This window comes from Brunnivagina elsteri CCALA 953 (assembly GCF_002289455.1).
Taxonomy (GTDB): domain Bacteria; phylum Cyanobacteriota; class Cyanobacteriia; order Cyanobacteriales; family Nostocaceae; genus Brunnivagina; species Brunnivagina elsteri.
The window spans coordinates 1-18,037 of the sequence record NZ_NTFS01000090.1 but is presented as its reverse complement, the minus strand read 5'-3'; the positions used below and the strand labels follow the sequence as shown (position 1 = coordinate 18,037).

At 40.4% G+C, this 18,037-nt stretch carries 17 protein-coding genes and 1 pseudogene; 8 read left to right on the top strand and 10 right to left on the bottom strand.

Features of this window, described 5'->3' with window-relative positions; all coding sequences use genetic code 11:
* The 4 genes and pseudogenes from CK510_RS10490 to trmD form a co-directional block, all read right to left on the bottom strand.
* Positions 1-402, bottom strand: a pseudogene (locus tag CK510_RS10490) (hypothetical protein); the annotation flags it as partial.
* A 43-nt stretch (positions 403-445) separates the two neighbouring features.
* The gene (locus CK510_RS10485) at positions 446-907 is read right to left on the bottom strand and encodes a hypothetical protein (RefSeq protein ID WP_095721650.1); all 462 of its coding nucleotides are present in this window, start codon (positions 905-907) and stop codon (positions 446-448) included.
* A 132-nt stretch (positions 908-1,039) separates the two neighbouring features.
* The gene (gene ispF, locus CK510_RS10480) at positions 1,040-1,519 is read right to left on the bottom strand and encodes a 2-C-methyl-D-erythritol 2,4-cyclodiphosphate synthase (protein WP_095721649.1); all 480 of its coding nucleotides are present in this window, start codon (positions 1,517-1,519) and stop codon (positions 1,040-1,042) included.
* Positions 1,520-1,743: 224 nt separating this feature from the next.
* Positions 1,744-2,445 (bottom strand): tRNA (guanosine(37)-N1)-methyltransferase TrmD, encoded by a 702-nt coding sequence (gene trmD, locus CK510_RS10475; protein WP_095721648.1) that lies wholly within the window; start codon positions 2,443-2,445, stop codon positions 1,744-1,746.
* A 550-nt stretch (positions 2,446-2,995) separates the two neighbouring features.
* Between trmD and CK510_RS10470 the strand changes: the two genes are divergently transcribed.
* Together CK510_RS10470 and cphA are read left to right on the top strand one after the other, a co-directional pair.
* Positions 2,996-3,859, top strand: coding sequence for a cyanophycinase (locus CK510_RS10470; protein WP_095721647.1), 864 nt, complete (start codon positions 2,996-2,998; stop codon positions 3,857-3,859).
* A 227-nt stretch (positions 3,860-4,086) separates the two neighbouring features.
* Positions 4,087-6,792: a cyanophycin synthetase gene (gene cphA, locus CK510_RS10465; protein WP_095721646.1), complete on the top strand. Its 2,706-nt coding sequence runs from the start codon at positions 4,087-4,089 to the stop codon at positions 6,790-6,792.
* Between the two features lie 168 nt (positions 6,793-6,960).
* Here the strand turns inward: cphA and CK510_RS10460 are convergent, their stop codons facing one another.
* The 3 genes from CK510_RS10460 to CK510_RS10450 all read right to left on the bottom strand — a co-directional run bounded on the left by CK510_RS10460 (position 6,961) and on the right by CK510_RS10450 (position 9,139).
* Positions 6,961-7,140, bottom strand: a complete 180-nt coding sequence (locus CK510_RS10460; protein ID WP_095721645.1) for a Sec-independent protein translocase subunit TatA/TatB — start codon at positions 7,138-7,140, stop codon at positions 6,961-6,963.
* Between the two features lie 95 nt (positions 7,141-7,235).
* Positions 7,236-8,318 carry a glycosyltransferase family 4 protein gene (locus tag CK510_RS10455; protein ID WP_158224876.1) on the bottom strand — a complete coding sequence of 361 codons (1,083 nt, stop codon included), beginning with the start codon at positions 8,316-8,318 and terminating at the stop codon, positions 7,236-7,238.
* Positions 8,319-8,533: 215 nt separating this feature from the next.
* Positions 8,534-9,139 (bottom strand): hypothetical protein, encoded by a 606-nt coding sequence (locus tag CK510_RS10450; RefSeq protein ID WP_095721643.1) that lies wholly within the window; start codon positions 9,137-9,139, stop codon positions 8,534-8,536.
* Positions 9,140-9,804: 665 nt separating this feature from the next.
* On the opposite strand from CK510_RS10450, the gene cbiT reads away from it, so the two are divergent.
* A complete protein-coding gene (gene cbiT, locus CK510_RS10440; protein WP_095721642.1) occupies positions 9,805-10,407 on the top strand; it encodes a precorrin-6Y C5,15-methyltransferase subunit CbiT in 603 nt (200 codons plus the stop codon).
* Between the two features lie 76 nt (positions 10,408-10,483).
* Complete coding sequence (locus tag CK510_RS10435; protein WP_095721641.1) at positions 10,484-11,368, top strand: phosphatidate cytidylyltransferase; 885 nt, start codon at positions 10,484-10,486, stop codon at positions 11,366-11,368.
* A 204-nt stretch (positions 11,369-11,572) separates the two neighbouring features.
* Here CK510_RS10435 and CK510_RS10430 read toward each other — a convergent pair whose 3' ends face one another.
* The gene (locus CK510_RS10430) at positions 11,573-12,346 is read right to left on the bottom strand and encodes an LmeA family phospholipid-binding protein (protein WP_342745950.1); all 774 of its coding nucleotides are present in this window, start codon (positions 12,344-12,346) and stop codon (positions 11,573-11,575) included.
* A gap of 98 nt (positions 12,347-12,444) precedes the next feature.
* On the opposite strand from CK510_RS10430, the gene CK510_RS10425 reads away from it, so the two are divergent.
* Positions 12,445-13,203: a pseudouridine synthase gene (locus CK510_RS10425; RefSeq protein ID WP_095721640.1), complete on the top strand. Its 759-nt coding sequence runs from the start codon at positions 12,445-12,447 to the stop codon at positions 13,201-13,203.
* Between the two features lie 32 nt (positions 13,204-13,235).
* On the top strand, positions 13,236-14,024 hold the full coding sequence (locus CK510_RS10420; protein WP_095721639.1) for a helix-turn-helix domain-containing protein: 789 nt from the start codon (positions 13,236-13,238) through the stop codon (positions 14,022-14,024).
* Positions 14,025-14,162: 138 nt separating this feature from the next.
* Here CK510_RS10420 and malQ read toward each other — a convergent pair whose 3' ends face one another.
* A complete protein-coding gene (malQ, locus tag CK510_RS10415) occupies positions 14,163-15,668 on the bottom strand; it encodes a 4-alpha-glucanotransferase (RefSeq protein WP_095721638.1) in 1,506 nt (501 codons plus the stop codon).
* A 228-nt stretch (positions 15,669-15,896) separates the two neighbouring features.
* On the opposite strand from malQ, the gene CK510_RS10410 reads away from it, so the two are divergent.
* Positions 15,897-16,340 (top strand): NUDIX domain-containing protein, encoded by a 444-nt coding sequence (locus CK510_RS10410; RefSeq protein WP_095721637.1) that lies wholly within the window; start codon positions 15,897-15,899, stop codon positions 16,338-16,340.
* A gap of 155 nt (positions 16,341-16,495) precedes the next feature.
* On the opposite strand, the gene CK510_RS10405 is transcribed toward CK510_RS10410, so the two are convergent.
* Positions 16,496-17,215: a hypothetical protein gene (locus tag CK510_RS10405; RefSeq protein WP_095721636.1), complete on the bottom strand. Its 720-nt coding sequence runs from the start codon at positions 17,213-17,215 to the stop codon at positions 16,496-16,498.
* 339 nt (positions 17,216-17,554) lie between these two features.
* Here CK510_RS10405 and CK510_RS10400 point away from each other — a divergent pair, with 339 nt between their 5' ends.
* Positions 17,555-17,944 carry a RidA family protein gene (locus CK510_RS10400; protein WP_095721635.1) on the top strand — a complete coding sequence of 130 codons (390 nt, stop codon included), beginning with the start codon at positions 17,555-17,557 and terminating at the stop codon, positions 17,942-17,944.
* Positions 17,945-18,037 lie beyond the last annotated feature (93 nt).

Below are 18,037 nucleotides of genomic sequence, written 5' to 3'. Positions count from 1 at the left end.
GTTTAATATAATTTTGTCTAAAATATGATTCTCTAAAATCCCTTCTTTCAGGCATTCCAATAAAGTTTTTGTATTGAATTCAATGATTTCTGCTCGCTCACACAATAGATGAAATGTACTATTAAAACGTAATCGAGTGTCGTTTTTATTTTTGAGAAAACTAATTTTTGCTTGTTTTAAATGACTCACTACAAGTTTGGCATTTCCTGAAGTATTATCTCTTTCTGCTTCATTTACTTGTATATTTAAAGAGTGAATAAACTTATTATCATATTTATTTTCTTGTTCCAATGTTGTTAAAGCTTCGACAAAACAAATATTCGGAATTAGCAAATTAATATTTGTAGGTAAGTTGTTTAGTAAATCTTCTGCTAATTCATCTTGTCCTTTAGCAATAGCCATGATAAAATTTGTTTCAATGTAAAGTAGCACTCTCATTTTTTATTTAAGGCTCGGTAATACCACCTTCTAGTTTTTCCATCAAACCAATTTCTGAAAGTTCTTGATATGCAGGTGGAAATTCAGACTTCCAGTGATAGCAAAAATCACTAATCCAAGCTTCGATTAAACCTGTTAGATATAAGCTAAATATCTGCTTTTGATTGAATTCTGGTTCATAATAGCTCAAAACATCCACAGTTTTCAAATTCAGAATTGGTTCTGATATACTATTACCATTCCAGCGATAAATTAAAATATTAGTTGTGTCAACCAACATAAGATAAGGCACTATATTATTAATTTCGCCCAAAAAAATCAGTAATTGTTTTATCCCCCCACTTCTAATACTTGGGTTAGTGAAAGCTGAAGAAAATGCCTTCACTTCAGCAACAAGAATAATTTGTTTGTTTTTGTCTAAAGCTACTAAATCTGGATGGGGTAAATCCTCTCTAATTGAAGTTTGCATATCTTGAAATTCCTGACCTAAATAAATTAACTAAATCGAAGCAGTGATTTAAGTTGCTGCTATTGGTAATAATAGCGATGATTTTACGATCGCAAAGTTTTCCAAAATTTTCACTAGGCTAACTATTACTAACTACTTAGTCTCAAGTAAAACCACAGCATAAGCACAAATCCCTTCTTCCCGTCCAACAGCATCCAATTTTTCATTAGTAGTCGCTTTCACACCAACGCGATCGCACTCTAATTGCAGTACCCCAGCAATCTTTTCCCGCATTTTCTCAATATGGGGCTTTAATTTGGGACGTTCGGCAACAACCACCGTATCAATATTGACAATTTTCCAGCCTTTATCCAGAACAAGCTGATTAACCTGACTCAGCAACACCAAACTATCAGCACCTTCCCATTTTGGGTCAGTTGGGGGAAAATAATGTCCAATATCACCTAGAGATAAAGCACCCAACATCGCGTCCATAATCGCGTGTGTGAGTACATCAGCATCACTATGTCCGAGTAAACCAAGTTCATGGGAAATTTCTACACCACCGAGAATTAATTTTCTGTCAGTTGTTAAACGATGGATATCGTAGCCGTTACCAATGCGGATTGACATATTAGTTAATGGGGATTGGGAATTGGGGATTGGGAATTGGGGATTGTGGTAGGTTGTTGACTTTATCAAATAATTGTTAAGCCGTGAAAAGCCTATTATTTAGTCCTCTTTAGAGGACTTTAGCTTTTAGACGGGGAATTTATTCCCTGGCATGATAATTTTTCGTGGGATTTATCACAAAGTCAACAGCCTAGTATTTGGGATTAGGAATTAAGAATTCTGAACTAGGAATTACTATCATTTTCCTTTTCCCAAGCTTCCAGTAAATCGGGACGACGTTTGCGAGTGCGTTCGATTTGTTGTTCAAGTCGCCACTTTGCGATCGCAGGATGATTGCCGGAAAGAAGCACATCTGGCACGTTCCAACCCCGGAAATTAGCAGGACGGGTATATTGGGGATAATCGAGTAAACCGGACTCAAAACTCTCAATTTTTAAAGATTCGACTTTGCCAACTGTACCAGGAAGTAGACGGGTGACACCGTTAATCAATGCCATCGCCGGAATTTCGCCACCTGTCAAAATAAAGTCTCCTAACGAAACTTCACGGGTGACTATTTGCAACACACGTTCATCAACACCCTCGTAATGTCCGCAAATCACAATCAATTGGTTGTAATTTGTTGATAATTCGCGTAACAAAGGCTGATCGATAGTTTGTCCTTGAGGACTCATTAAAATTATTTCCCTTCGCGGTAAAATCGGCAGCGACTCCACTGCGGCGAATATCGGTTCCGGCTTCATCAGCATTCCGACTCCCCCACCGTAGGGTTCATCATCCACCTTGCGGTGCTTATCGTGAGTAAAATCCCTTGGGTTAACCAGATTCACTTGGGCAATCTGCTTGGCTAAGGCTTTACTCAACAGCCCCGAATTGAGAACGGAAGTAAAACAGTCAGGAAAGAGCGTAACTATATCAAAGCGCACAGTATTTCGTATTCAAGGACACTATTGTTAAATAAATTGGAATATCGAAAAAACGAGCATTCGATGTTCTGTTAGACACATGCATATGCAGTCGAGGTTGTCTAAAAGTAGGACAAATCGTTGATTCTTGCTCAAAACAAAAGTTTTTCTAATTACTTAAATTTATGTTTAAATATTGTCAAATCTACATTTAAATTAATAGACTAACTAGGTTAACAACTTCCAGGATGCATCAAACTGGTTCCAGAATAAGGCGTTTCCAGTCCTGCTTCCCCCCAAGCAGTGCTTTGTCAGTCTGGAAAAATCGACAGGTGAAGATCAAGACGTTAAGCTTTGGACAATAACATCGAGACTAAATCAAGAAACGATGTCTACCGAAAAGCTGCTTTGCATCTAAGCATCTTAGCGTGAAGTGGAATTTGGTAATCTTTATAAATTACCAATTTACATAAATGCTAAAAGTGTCCTTTAAAAAAGTGAAGCAGAAATCATAGATTAAAGCTTGCATAACTTGTTTAATTCACCTGAAGTTGTTGACAGGAGAAACACAATGCGGCAATTAAAGGCTAAATGGCTGGAAATGACGACACCCCAAGCAACTAAAACCGCCGTTCTCGTAATTGGAGGCGCTGAGGATAAGGTTCACGGACGCGAAATTTTGCGGACTTTTGTAGCCCGTTCAGGTGCTAACGATGCTCACATTACCATTATCCCGTCGGCTTCCCGCGAACCCGGTATAATTGGCGGGCGCTATATCCGCATTTTTGAGGAAATGGGTGCCAGCAAAGTTGAGCTTTTAGATATCCGCGATCGCGAACAATGTGAAGACCCAAATTTCAAGGAATCCCTCGCAAATTGTACAGGAGTTTTTTTAACAGGGGGCGATCAACTTCGATTATGCGGCGTGTTATCTGATACGTCGGTAATGGAAATAATTCGCCAACGGGTACGTTCCGGGGAATTGACCCTAGCAGGAACTTCTGCCGGGGCTGCGGTCATGGGACACCACATGATAGCTGGAGGTGGTTCAGGAGAGTCTCCTAACCGTTCTCTGGTGGATATGGCAACGGGTTTGGGGTTAATCCCCGAAGTGATTGTTGACCAGCATTTTCACAACCGTAACCGGATGGTGAGATTAGTCAGTGCGATCGCATCTCACCCCGACCGCATTGGCATTGGCATCGATGAGGACACATGCGCTATGTTTGAGAAAGATGGCTGGATGCAAGTCTTTGGGAAAGGTAGCGTTACAGTCGTTGACCCCACCGAAGTTACCCACACCAACGAACCTAACGTCGGCGCTACCGAACCGTTGACCATCCACAATATGCGGATGCACATCCTCAGCCACGGCGACAGATACCACCTCTACCAGCGCACCGCCTTACCAGCTAACTATCGTATTTCTAACTAACCTCTAGCTAATGTTTAGGTAATTCTCACTAATCTCTAGCTGAAAAATTCCATCTGGCGGAATTTTGTGTCTGCGGTTACACTGAGTTGACCGCTAATTACTACCTTGCACTAGAAAAAGTGAGAATAATACGATGTAAGAAGAAAAAACTGTTTTAAAAAAACAGTTAAGCGGTCAATTCCAGTAAGAAACTAGAAAAGACTCCGAATCTCCATCTACCTATTCCCATGAGAATCCTCAAAATCCAGACCTTACGCGGTCCCAACTATTGGAGCATTAGACGCCACAAGTTGATAGTCATGCGCCTCGATTTAGAGAACCTCGCCGAGTCGCCCTCGAATGAAATCCCCGGTTTTTACGAAGGATTAGTTGAGGCGCTGCCAAGTCTGGAGGGTCACTATTGTTCGCCTGGCTGTCGTGGTGGTTTCCTAATGCGAGTCAAAGAAGGCACAATGATGGGTCACATCATCGAACATGTTGCCTTGGAATTACAAGAACTGGTAGGTATGCCCGCAGCCTTCGGTCGTACCCGCGAAACTGGCACGCCAGGAATCTACCAGGTTGTATTCGAGTACGAGAACGAGGAAGCCGGACGCTATGCAGGACGCGCAGCAGTACGCTTGTGCCAAAGTATTGCTGACCGAGGTCGCTATCCCCAAGCCGAATTAGAGCAAGACTTACAAGACTTGCGCGATTTTGCCCGCGACTCAGCCCTAGGACCTTCCACCGAAGCAATTGTCAAGGAAGCCGAGAAAAAAGGTATTCCTTGGATGACCCTTGATGCCCGTTTCCTGATCCAATTGGGCTACGGTGCAAGTCAGAAGCGCATCCAAGCGACTATGACGAACAATACAGGCATCCTGGGAGTAGAACTGGCTTGCGATAAAGAAGCAACAAAACGCATCTTGGCTGCTGCCGGAGTTCCAGTTCCTAGAGGTAGTGTGATCAATTTCCTCGACGATTTGGAAGAAGCGATCGAATATGTCGGTGGCTATCCAATCGTGATCAAGCCTGTAGACGGCAATCATGGACGCGGTATCACCATCGATATTCGTAGTTGGAGTGAAGCCGAATCAGCTTATGATGCAGCGAGACAAGTTTCCCGTGGTGTAATTATCGAAAAATACTACACGGGACGCGACCATCGGGTGTTAGTGGTTGATGGTAAAGTTGTTGCCGTTGCCGAGCGCGTGCCAGCACATGTTGTTGGTGATGGCAAGTCAACGATCGCAGAACTCGTCGAAGATACTAACAGTGACCCCAATCGCGGCGAAGGGCACGAATCGGTTCTTACCAAAATCGAATTAGACCGTACCAGTTACCAATTACTCGAACGGCAAGGTCTAACCCTCAGCAGCATTTTACCCAAAGATAAAACTTGTTATTTGCGAGCAACTGCCAACCTCAGTACTGGTGGTATTGCCGTTGACCGAACCGACGAAATTCACCCAGAAAACGTCTGGATGGCACAACGCATCGTCAAAACTATCGGCTTAGATATCGCAGGCATTGATGTTGTTACCAACGACATTAGCCGTCCGGTACGGGAAACCGATGGGGTAATTGTCGAAGTCAATGCTGCACCAGGTTTCCGAATGCACATCTCCCCTAGCTACGGCACATCCCGGAATGTGGCTGGTGCAGTGGTTGATATGTTATTCAAAAACGAACAGGCAAGTCGTGTTCCTATTCTCAGTGTTACGGGCACAAATGGCAAAACGACTACAACCCGCCTGCTGGCACATATTTTCCGACAGACAGGTAAGGTTATTGGTTATACGACCACTGACGGTACTTATGTTGGGGAATACTTAGTTGAGTCAGGTGACAACACCGGACCCCAAAGCGCTCAGTTGATTCTCCAAGACCCAACAGTCCAGGTTGCTGTCTTGGAAACAGCCCGTGGTGGTATCCTCCGTTGTGGTTTAGCTTTTGAATCGTCAAATGTTGGTGTAGTCTTAAATGTTGCCGCAGACCACTTGGGTTTGGGTGATATCGACAACATCGACCAACTGGGACACCTCAAGAGTGTAGTCGCCGAAGCTGTATATCCCGATGGTTATGCGGTTTTAAATGCCGATGACCCCCGTGTTGCCGCAATGGCTGAGAAAACCAAGGCAAATATTGCCTACTTCACGATGAATAGTGACTCGCAACTAGTACGCGACCATATTCAAAAGGGTGGAGTTGCTGCGTTATATGAAAATGGCTATATTTCCATCTTGAAGGGCGACTGGACGCACCGGATTGAGAAAGTCGAAAATATTCCCCTGACAATGGGGGGACGTGCGCCGTTTATGATTGCGAATGCTTTAGCGGCATCGTTAGCGGCATTTGTCCAGAATGTCACCATTGAGCAAATTCGTGCTGGTTTAAACACATTCCGCGCTTCGGTGAGCCAAACACCAGGGCGGATGAACTTGTTTAACTTGGGGAATTACCATGCATTGGTTGACTATGCCCATAACCCCCACAGTTATGAAGCTTTAGGTTCGTTTGTTAAAAATTGGAACTCAGGACAGCGCATCGGTGTTGTTGGCGGTCCAGGAGACAGACGGGACGAAGATTTTGTGACTTTGGGTAAACTCGCTGCGGGTATTTTTGAGAAAATAATCGTCAAAGAAGATGATGATACGCGGGGAAGGGCACGTGGTTCTGCTGCTGAGTTAATCTCGAAGGGTATCAAGCAAGTTAAGCCAGACTTAAGTTACGAAATGATACTCGACGAAACCCAAGCAATTAACAAAGCATTAGACTCCGCACCTGACAACAGTTTGGTGGTAATTTTACCAGAAAGCATTACCCGTGCAATTAAGTTGATTAAAGCCCGTGGTGTTGTCAAAGAAGAACTACAACAGCAAAATCAATCTACAAATTCTGGTGATTCCTCTCAAATTGGAGTTTCTCCAACAACAGTTGTAAATCGACTGTAGTTGATTTGTTCGTTATCATTTGTCATTTATCATTTGTTTTTATGTTACTAACCAATGACCAATGACAAATGACCAGAATTAATGGGATTCAAGCTCCATCGTTCACTTCGATCTTTAAGCGTCAAGTGTTTTCGCGAGGCTTTAGCCCTCTGAGTATGTCGAAAATGACTATTCGTCTTCTTTTTGTTGCTCCTGACTGGTTTCCTCACTGGGATTATTTAATTCTTCTTTGAACCCACGTAGGGTTTTTCCCAGTGCGGTACCTAGTTCGGGGATTTTTTTTGGTCCAAAAACGAGTAGTGCGACTATACCAATTACGGCGATTTCCGTCCATCCAAGTCCAAACATTGGGATTACCTGTAAATTATCCTCTAATAACTATAAACTCAAACTTATCTGGGATGGTTATTCTATCGGTTCTTGAGATTTTCTCCAACCCAACACTAAACCGATGGAATAGTTATTTTTTTTGTTGGGATATCATTTAACACACAGGCTAATTTTGTGGCAAAAATGCGGGTATTGTACTTAGTTTCGCATAATTTCTTGGCTCTTTTACCCATTGCTTTGGCTTCTTCTGGATGCTCGAATAGATATGCGATCGCATTTTTCCAACCTTGGACATCACCGGGTTCTACCCAAATACCAATATTTTCTTTCTCAATATCGATATTTACAAGCTGATTGCGTGTCATAATAATTGGTTTACCAACTGCCATCCCATCCAATAAACTTGTTAAGCCAATCAGTTGCTCTTTTTTCTCCAGCATCGGTACAGCAATGGCGAAGGATTTTTGATATTCTGGGAGAATTTCTCGCGATGATATCAATTTTTTTTGGCTGTAGATATTTACATTAGGAGGAATATTTTCTATAGTTGGTTCCGCATCTTCAGTACAATATATTTTCAGATGGTAGGGACTATTAGTAAATGCTTCGACTAAAGTGTTAAAATCCCGCAAGGTTCGTCCCGCAGTAATTATAAATGGTGTTTCCTGGGGAGAAATTTTGTCAGTATCTAAATCATAAAAATCAGTATCAACTCCCCATTCTAACATTGTTACTTTTTCCGGGGATATGTGGAAATCGTCAATTAATTGATGGCGTACAATCTCATTCAGACAAATAAATTTATCATTGCTGCTATAAAATAAGTTAAACAACAATTTGTTCCTAAAAATGGGTTTGATGCAATGATGTACAATTATGGCGATGGGAACACGAATCAACCCCAGTCTTTTCATCAATCCTAATACTAGTGTGTCGTGTTGACAACCACAATACACTGCATCATACTTACTCAAATGTGGTATTGTTCTTAGTTGTTGGTCTAAGTCTCCCAGAAGTTTAATTTTATTACTAATTTTCTTTAAGAATTCGTATTTACTGTAAGGTAAAACATCAACATAAATACCATGCTCGAATAAATGATTTACTCCCCACAGATGTTGTCCTGGTGACTTTTTCTCTAACCATTCACTCCACAGCAAATCGGTTGGACAGTTATTGAGAAACAGTATTCGCATCGTACAACCATAATACCTTAAACAAAGAAACATGGTACATCTTTTTAAGGTTTTTGAGGAGGGTTCCAGATTGCAAACTGTACTGCGATCGCTTAAAAAAAAACATACACAGTATAGTATCCAACAACAGCAAAGCTGAGGTTGTATAATTTTTTACATATTAATCATTCGCTAAACTCAATCTACAATTAGTACAACTAAATTACAGATATTTCCTACTTTCTTTTTTCAGGAATATTTAAATTATTGACGGAATTTATGGGGTTTAATTGAACATAAGTAAAAGTTGTATCTGGAGTTAAAGAAAATTCTACAAATGAATCTTTAATCCAAGTTTTTTTCTGATTCTCAAAACTGCTTAAAACCCCATTTATATATGTATTTTCGGTACGTTGATGACCGTACTCGCGAACCGTGCGATCGCTCGCAACTGGAATGATGAAACTATTGCCACTTCCAGCAAATTTTACTGATTCATATTTAGTCGGAATTACTCCCAGTTTCGGGGAAGTCGATTTGCGCGAATTTAAAGCTGTGTTGATTATATCGATTGCTTTGGTTGCAGCTTCAGGTTTTTGCCAAAATGTTGGTGCTATATTAGAGTTATAGATTTCCCGAAAACTTCCATAGATAAATTTAACGTTGTAGCGTTGATTCTCTATAGTTAAATTCTTGATTTCTGTAATATTTCCTTTACTGTCTCGAATTAGATTAAAATTTGTTCTTTTTTGTGCGGATGTAGTCGCTATACTTGGGGTGATTGCAGGGGAAAATAGTGTTAAGCTAGTGGCAAATACAATAGTCTGGATGATTATTTTCATGATTGGGTAAGTCGATTGAGTTTGCAATTTGATGATAAAGCTATTTTACCCAGATGTAATTACTTGTTTTGTCAGGAACATAGGGATAAAAATAATACTTATATAATCTTGATTTTGTTGGAGAGATTTATAAAGTTGAATTGAAGTAACTTTTTTGGTTAATAAATTGGTAAGTATATTTTACTACTAACTGGTTTGACGAGTAGTTATTGAGTTAATTAACGGCATTAGATAGATTGTGGCTTCTCATAGATTCAAACGCAGATAGACGCGGATACATCCATAGTCTTTTGTGACACCTGTATAAGTCCCATTCATTTTTAAATCACGAATTTGTTGACCAAGAACCCATGCTTGTGAATGTGAATTTGTCTTGGATAGAGATTGGAACGCCGCTATTAATATTCTAGAATTAGCCTTGAGTACCGCAGGTCATGTGGGAACTTGGGTCTTAGACCCGAACGCTTCAGGAGATTCGACCTCTACTCATGTTGGAGAAATCCTGTATGAGCAAGTTGGGTCTATGAATGAAGAATCTTCGCCCTTATAGGGCGGAGATTGTCAAATCAGCTAAATTTGCCCCAAAATGGTTTAAATACCAAGCATATTTTTGTTCAATTGAATTAGCTCCGTTTGATATTCAGAAAAATTTCTGAATTTTTATTATGACTTCCAAACTTTGGTCTTTTGTTACTCCCGGTATTCCAGATGATTTATTTGAGAATTTACCAGGTATTCCCCTAAGTCAGCGCGAAATTCGTTTGCAGTTACTTTCCCAATTACGACTAAAATCTGACTCCGTACTGTGGGATATTGGTGCGGGAACAGGAACGATTCCGGTAGAAGCGGGATTATTGTGTCCACAAGGCAAAATTGTCGCTATTGAACGGGATGAAGAAGTGGCAAACTTGATTCGACGTAATTGCGATCGCTTTGAAGTCAAAAATGTCGAAGTGATTGAAGGAATCGCACCAGAATGCCTTCACGACTTACAGCAAAAACCCGATCGCATCTGCATCGAAGGAGGACGTGCGATCGCTGATATTATGCAAACTGCATGGAGTTATTTACCCCCATCAGGACGAGTTGTCGCCACAGCTGCTAATCTAGAAAATCTGTATACGATTTCTCAAAGCCTTGCTGAATTACGAGCAATAAATGTCGAAGTCGTTCAATCCGCAGTTAACCGCTTGGAAATGCGCGGATTCTCCCGAACTTTTGCCGCAGTCGATCCTATATTTATCCTCAGTGGTGAGAAATTAGATTAATATTCTAGATTAACCTAGATTAAATACCCTAGATTGAACATCCAAGATTAAACATCCAAAATCCAAAAATATAATTATGCCTTGGACTCGGATTATAAGCGGAATTATTGCGATCGCGATCGCCTTGACAACAACCTTATTAGGAGGTTGGTATTTTACTTTCACCTATATAGTTATTGTTTTTCTCGGTCAAAATGAGTTTTTTGACCTTGTTCGTGCTAAAGGTATTGCACCTGCTGCTAAAACTACCCTCGCTCTTAGCATGGCTCTATTGGCAATTTCTACTGTCAATGTCACCCTTGCTGATGCTGTACTACCTCTTGCTGGTACTTTTATCTGTTTTTACCTGCTGTTTCAACCCAAAATCGCCACCATTGCGGATATTTCTGCTTCGATTTTAGGTTTGTTTTATACTGGCTATCTACCAAGCTTCTGGGTGCGATTGCGTGGGATTGATAGCTCTACATATGCAAATTTGCCATTAAACGGGTATTTTCCCTCTGCCTGGAGTGATTTATTTACAAGGTTACACATAAATTCAATACCCCAAGGTTTATGCGTCACCATATTAGCTTTTTTATGTATTTGGGCTGCCGATATTGGTGCTTATTTTGTTGGTAAATACTTTGGCAAAACCCATTTGTCTGATATCAGTCCCAAAAAGACTGTTGAAGGTGCCATATTTGGGATTGCTGGCAGTGTCATAGTGGCAACAATTGGTGCTTACTACTTAAATTGGTCACATTATATACTTACTGGTATTTCATTGGGCTTATTGATTGGGATTGCCAGTTTGTTGGGAGACCTTACAGAATCTATGCTCAAGCGTGATGCTGGGGTCAAAGATTCAGGTCAATTAATTCCCGGACATGGTGGTATTTTAGACCGCACCGACAGTTATATTTTTACCGCTCCCATCGTCTACTATTTCGTCACGCTTTTATTACCGTTATTAAAGTAAGTTTCTAGCCATTGGCAAATCTAGCAGAAACTTATCGCTCAAAAATTCTGGATTGGAATTATTCACATACAACAAAATCTTAACCTCCGCAACTGCCATTAGAGATATAATTGAATTTGATAGTTGATATTTTTGGCTTTTGGTTAGCGATATTCCTACGAAGTCGCTTTACGTAGTCTACTTAACCCTTGAGGAAAGGAATTTCTATGGATTGACATTTATCTGTCCGTAACAAATAAGTTTTTCTGGGGTTATTGCCAAATCCTCAATTTCAACATCGCAACCAAGGTCGAAATAATGTTCTTTTTCTAATTCGGAACTAATCGACTCATTGAACGGGTGGTCAACTAGTGTTAATTTTAACTGATTGCTACTCAGTAATTCCAAACCAATACCAATTTTTAGAGGTGACTGGAGCATTGCTTCGCTGTCAGTATCCTGATTTGCGAATAGTATCAATTGATTCTTGTCAAGAATAACTTTTTTCCAGATAATTATTTTGGAATTTGGGCTAAACTCTGGTAATAGTTTTATCAGGGCATCATTTAAGGCTGTAGATAATAACGCTGATGTGAGGGAAGCATTTAAGTCACTTTCCTCTAAAATTAGCCTGCCTGTAACTGGTATAACTTCTAACAATCGTAGTGGTTGACCTTTGAGAACAGAGCTAATATCGACGCGGATATTTTCGGCAGTCAGTTGAATAGACGTGAGGTGAAGTCCTTGATAAACTGCGCGGTTAGCAAAAATAGATAGTTTGGGTATTGTTCCACTCAATATTTGCCTGTCATTTGCTTGAATATCGATTTCTAAATCTTGGATATCGCTGACTTGCGATCGCAAAAAAAGCTTGAGTGCCCCTTTAAGCACTCTGGTAACAAGACGAAATCTGGAAGCTTTTGTTTTTTCTGGATGGGTTTCTGACATTTTATTGCTCGAACTACAAATATCTAATTTAGTTAATGTAATAAGGGTCATCAAACAATTTTTAACTGTAACACCTGAATCTATTTAGTAGATTGCAAAACATATATTATTTACTTAACACTCATTAACTCACACTCAGTATTAATCCGATGGAGGCTAGGTTACAAAAAGTACTATCCCAATGGGGAGTTGCCTCCCGTCGCCAAGCCGAAGAAATGATTCGGCAATCGCGAGTACGGATAAATGGTACATTGGCACATGTCGGACAAAAAGTCGATCCTCAGCGCGACACCATCACCGTTGATGGCAATCCGATTGCTATGTCAGAACGTCCAGCATCAATATATTTACTACTAAATAAACCAGTTGGAGTTGTTTCGACTTGCGACGATCCCCAAGGAAGACCAACAGTTTTAGACTTGCTACCCCAGGAATTAAGTTCTGGTCAAGGGATTCACCCTGTTGGTCGTCTTGATGTTGAATCCACAGGGGCATTAATTTTGACAAACGATGGGGAACTGACATATCATCTCACCCATCCGCGCCATAGCATATCCAAAACATATAGTGTTTTTGTAGAAGGACATCCTCCCGAAAATGTGTTAGAAACATGGCGACAGGGAGTAATGCTTGATGGAAGAAAAACACGGAGAGCTTTGGTGCGGGTCATCAAAAGATTGGGAAACCAAACAAGTTTAGAAATCGTGTTGAAGGAGGGACGTAACCGCCAAATTCGTCGCGTTGCCGATATTTTGGGATATCCGGTAATCAAATTACATCGTACTGCGATCGGTGAAATTAAATTACATTCACCAGGACAGGCTTTTTTGAAAGAGGGTTCCTACCGTTCCCTGACAGATTTTGAGATTAGCAATTTGCATTTATCTATTTCGATTGGTTCCTATTGACGATTCTGCTGGGTTAAGGAGTAATAAAGAAAATGAAATGGTTGCGAAAGAAAAAAGTAGATCAACTGAACCCTTCATTTGACGAACAGAGACAGCAAGCACTCACAGAAATCGGAGCAAAACTAAAATCCACACGGGAAGGATATAGTTTTGGGATTGAGGATGTGGTTAGCTACACAAAAATTGCTCGTAAATTGGTAGAAGCAATTGAAGAGGCTGATTTAGGAAATCTACCAGAACCTATTTATATTCGGGGTTTAATTAGAAGATATGCCGACGCACTGGGTTTAGACGGTGCGGAAACGGCAAATCAACTACCGATGGAAGTTAACCCCGTTAGTCTCAAACCGAATTGGAAAAGTAATTCACAGCAACTACGACCAACTCATTTGTATTTACTTTACATTGGCATCATAGTATGCTCTGTCAGCAGCCTGTCCCATGTTTTAAATACAAGTACTATTGCCACTAATTCGGAGTCTGGAAAAGAAGCTGGAAAACAAGCATCTAATTCCAACCAGCAATTTGCTTTAGAATCGGCAAGTAATAAACAAGGGAATAACCTCAATAACCAACAGGTACAAGTTGGTGTAGTGGTAAAAGACTCATCATGGATTCGCGTAGAAGTTGACGGTAAAACGGAATTTGAAGGTCGTTTGCCTCAAGGTAGTCATCGTACTTGGAAAGCAGAATCACAATTAACTGTGAAAACTGATAATGCAGGTGGGGTTATGGTTAGCGTCAATCAAGAGCAACCTAAACCAATGGGCGAAATTGGTAAAGCTGAACAAGTTACGGTTGCGACGAATACTCGCTCTTAGGGAATACCAATAAATATTGTAGGGGTGGGGTATTCCCCACCCTTTCAGGTGATATGGTTCTACCAGAAATAAAATAAAATTAGGGCAAACAACCGTTTGCCCCTACAATATTTTTTGATAACCGTGATATTTTTGGGGTTATTTTTGTGGTGCGCGTCCGTAGAGGATGGTTAAATCTTTCAATTTTGCGCTTAAATCTGGCGTTAACGTATCAGAGTGATATCGCCATTCCCAGTTACCTTCTGGTTTTCCCGGAAAATTCATTCGTGCTTCATTTCCTAAACCCAAAATATCCTGTAGTGGAGTTATCGCTTGATTTGCGATCGCGCTAAATGCCAAGCGAATTAAATCCCAATGGATGTCGTCGTTACTTATACACCCTAAATACATCCAGAGATTGCGTTTTTCCCAATCACTCGCAGTATTCCACCATCCAATAGTCGTATCATTATCATGGGTTCCTGTATAAACTACTGCATTTCTTTGGTAGTTAAAGGGTAAAAATGGGTTTCCAGGATCGGAACCAAAAGCAAATTGCAGTACTTTCATTCCGGGAAACTCGTATTTATCGCGTAATTCTTCAACTTCTGGGGTAATAATTCCTAAATCTTCAGCCAAAACGGGTAATTTGCCTAACTTTTTGCGAATTGCTGCAAATAGTTTATCTCCTGGAGCTGTCACCCATTTACCCTTTTCTGCGGTTTCTTCACCTTTTTCGACAGCCCAATAAGCCTCAAATCCGCGAAAATGGTCAATACGAATAATATCAACATAATCTAGCATTGCTTCAAAGCGCTGTATCCACCATTTAAAGTCTTGTTTTTGTAATGCCTTCCAGTTGTAAACCGGATTTCCCCAAAGTTGACCTGTAGCGCTAAAGTAATCAGGGGGAACACCAGCCATTAAAGCTGCTTCTCCAGTTTCCTCATCCAAGCAAAATATTTCGGGATTTGACCAGACATCAGCGCTGTCTTGAGCTACATAAATGGGAATATCGCCAATAATTTCGATCCCTTGCTCGTTTGCGTAGGTTTTCAGTTGTGACCACTGATGGAAGAATTGGAATTGGAGGAATTTATGGTAGAAAATATTTTCAGCCAGTTCTTGAGTCGCTTTTACAAGACTTTCAGGTTTGCGTTTTGCTAATCCTGTTTCCCATTGAAACCAACTGGCATTTTGATTTGCTTCTTTCAAAGCCATAAACAATGCATAATCATCCAACCAATGAGCTTTTGCTTTACAAAATTTAGTAAATTTTTCCTTTTGTTTCGGTTCTGCTTGATTTTTAAAATTTTGACAAGCTAATTTGAGTAAATGAGTTTTGTAAGATATAGCTTGGTTGTAATCGACTTGATGGGTAGGAAAATTAGGTACATTCCCAAAATCCCACTCAGCAAGTAGATGTTCTTCCTGCAACTTATCGAGACTGATAAGTAATGGATTACCTGCGATCGCAGAATAGGACATATATGGAGAATTACCATAACCAGTTGGTCCTAATGGCAAAACCTGCCAATATTGTTGAAAACTCTCTTTCAGAAAATCAATAAACTTATAAGCTTCATCACCCAAATCACCAACACCAAACCGACTGGGGAAACTGGTTGGATGTAATAAAACACCACTGGAACGAGGAAATGGCATAGATTTTAGATTTCGGATTTTGGATTTTAGATTTTCATAGAGACGTTTCACCGAAACGTCTTTACAAGATTTTGGATTATTTGGATTTTAGATTTTGGATTTTGGATTTTCGATTTTGGATTTTCGTAGAGACGTTCCGGTGGAACGTCTTCATAATATTTTAGATTTTAGATTAGGAAGTAACGTAACAACAGATAATAATACCCAATTACCAATTCCCAAATTAATATGTATCGAAACCCAGCACCAACAGTAGATATCATCATCGAACTTTGCGATCGCGCTCATCGTCCCATAGTCTTAATTGAACGTCATAATGAACCATTTGGATGGGCTATTCCTGGTGGATTTGTCGATTATGGCGAATCTGTCGAATTTGCGGCAAAACGCGAAGCCGAAGAAGAAACGGGGTTGCAGGTGGAATTAATCGAACAATTACTAGTTTATTCTGACCCAGAACGCGACCCACGCCAACACACATTAAGTATTGTGTTTCTCGCAACCGCAATCGGGGAACCCAAAGCTGGAGATGATGCGAAGAATCTGGGAGTTTTTGAACCTTGGCAAATTCCAGAGATATCCCATAAATTATGCTTTGACCACGATCACATTTTACGCGATTATTTTAAATATCGAAATTACGGCATACGTCCCAGATTGGGAATTCGGTAGAGACTACCCGATGGGTCGTCTAAGAATTAGGAATTACACCAATTTTATATGGAAATGAATAAAATTAACCCCACCGCCTGTGGCACCTCCCCTTAGCAAGGGGAGGTATATAGTTCATCTCAGTGTATTAGATGCAACCAAGAACCGCTATAAATTTACCAAGCAGTTGCCGAACCACGAATAATAATACTTTCACCTTCAACCCTGACATTCTCTATCTGAATTGGAACTAAAATACCTTTGCTGGTGATTTTGTCCTTTAAATAAACTTCCGAAATTCCAGTGTATTGAGACAACTGGGAAATGCTCACTGGGAAATTTCCTAACTTGAAACTAGTATTATTTTCCAACGCGATTTTATTCTTACTGTTGTCGCTAATAATGGGTTTTCCTTCAACCTCAATATATAGAGAATTATCTTTAATTCCAGGTATTTTTGATAACGCTTGGGCTAATTTAGCTGGATTTCCTTCACCCAAATCATTTGCGATCGCTTGCGTATCCACTACAGTACTAATTTTCATCTTGCCATTTTCGATACTAGTACTGGCATCCTTAACAGTATCTCCCACAAATTGCGATCGCACCAAAATATCCATCTCATCTTGATTTAATCTCACTTCTCCACGACTATTCGGGAATTTTCCCAGAGTCTTGCTAATTTTCGTAAAAACACGTTCTTTTTCCTTTTGGATTTCCTCAGCAGTTTGTGGTGTGGGTTTTACCGCAGCTTGAGAAGATTGGGGAGAATGCGATCGCTTAGACTGTAAACTAGTCGGCATCTGGGTTAACTGATACCACACAAACAACAAACCCAACGCGATCGCGGAAACCACACCACCAGAAACCAGCAACAGCCGTTTTGCTAATACCATGTTACTAAACCTCGTCCATGATGAAACCCGGAGTTTTTTAGCGATTCAAATACGTCATTGCGACGTAAGGTAGACGCGCTTCTTCGGCTACTTACAGAAATAGCTAACGCGCTTACCGGCAGGGTAGCAATCTCAAGGTCTTTATGGAAAACTACAGTTCTCAAGATAGACTAGGTTTAACACCACATTCAACCAGCTAAATTTTAGCAGTGAGCTTTCAATATATTCTAATCAAATAGAACAAACTGGATAATCATTCCAGAGTTTCAATGATGGAGAGCCAACAAATGGGATAATGCCTAATGGATAAATTAGAAGCGCTTCAAAATCAACACTACTATGACACATCAAGTAATTCGTACAGATAATGCACCAGCACCAGTTGGACCATACAATCAAGCCATAGTCGCATCTGGAAAAATGATATTTGTGGCTGGACAAATCCCTCTCAATCCTCAAAGTATGACAATTACTGGTGATGGGGATATTACGAAGCAAACCGAACAAGTAATGGCAAATCTGGAAGCAATTCTTATTGCTGCTGGTGCGACTTTTAATAATGTCGTGAAAACAGGTGTTTTCCTCAAGGATATGAATGATTTTGCGGCAATGAATACTGTTTATGCGAAATATTTTCCTGAAGATTCCGCACCAGCACGTGCATGTGTGGAAGTATCTAGATTACCCAAAGATGTATTAGTTGAAATTGAATGTATTGCGGTGATTTAAAGAAGGTAATAAGAGGATGTTTGAAAAGTACCCCGAAATGTCATGCTGAGGCACGTTCGCGTAGCGTGTCCCCTTGGGACTCAGCATCTCAAT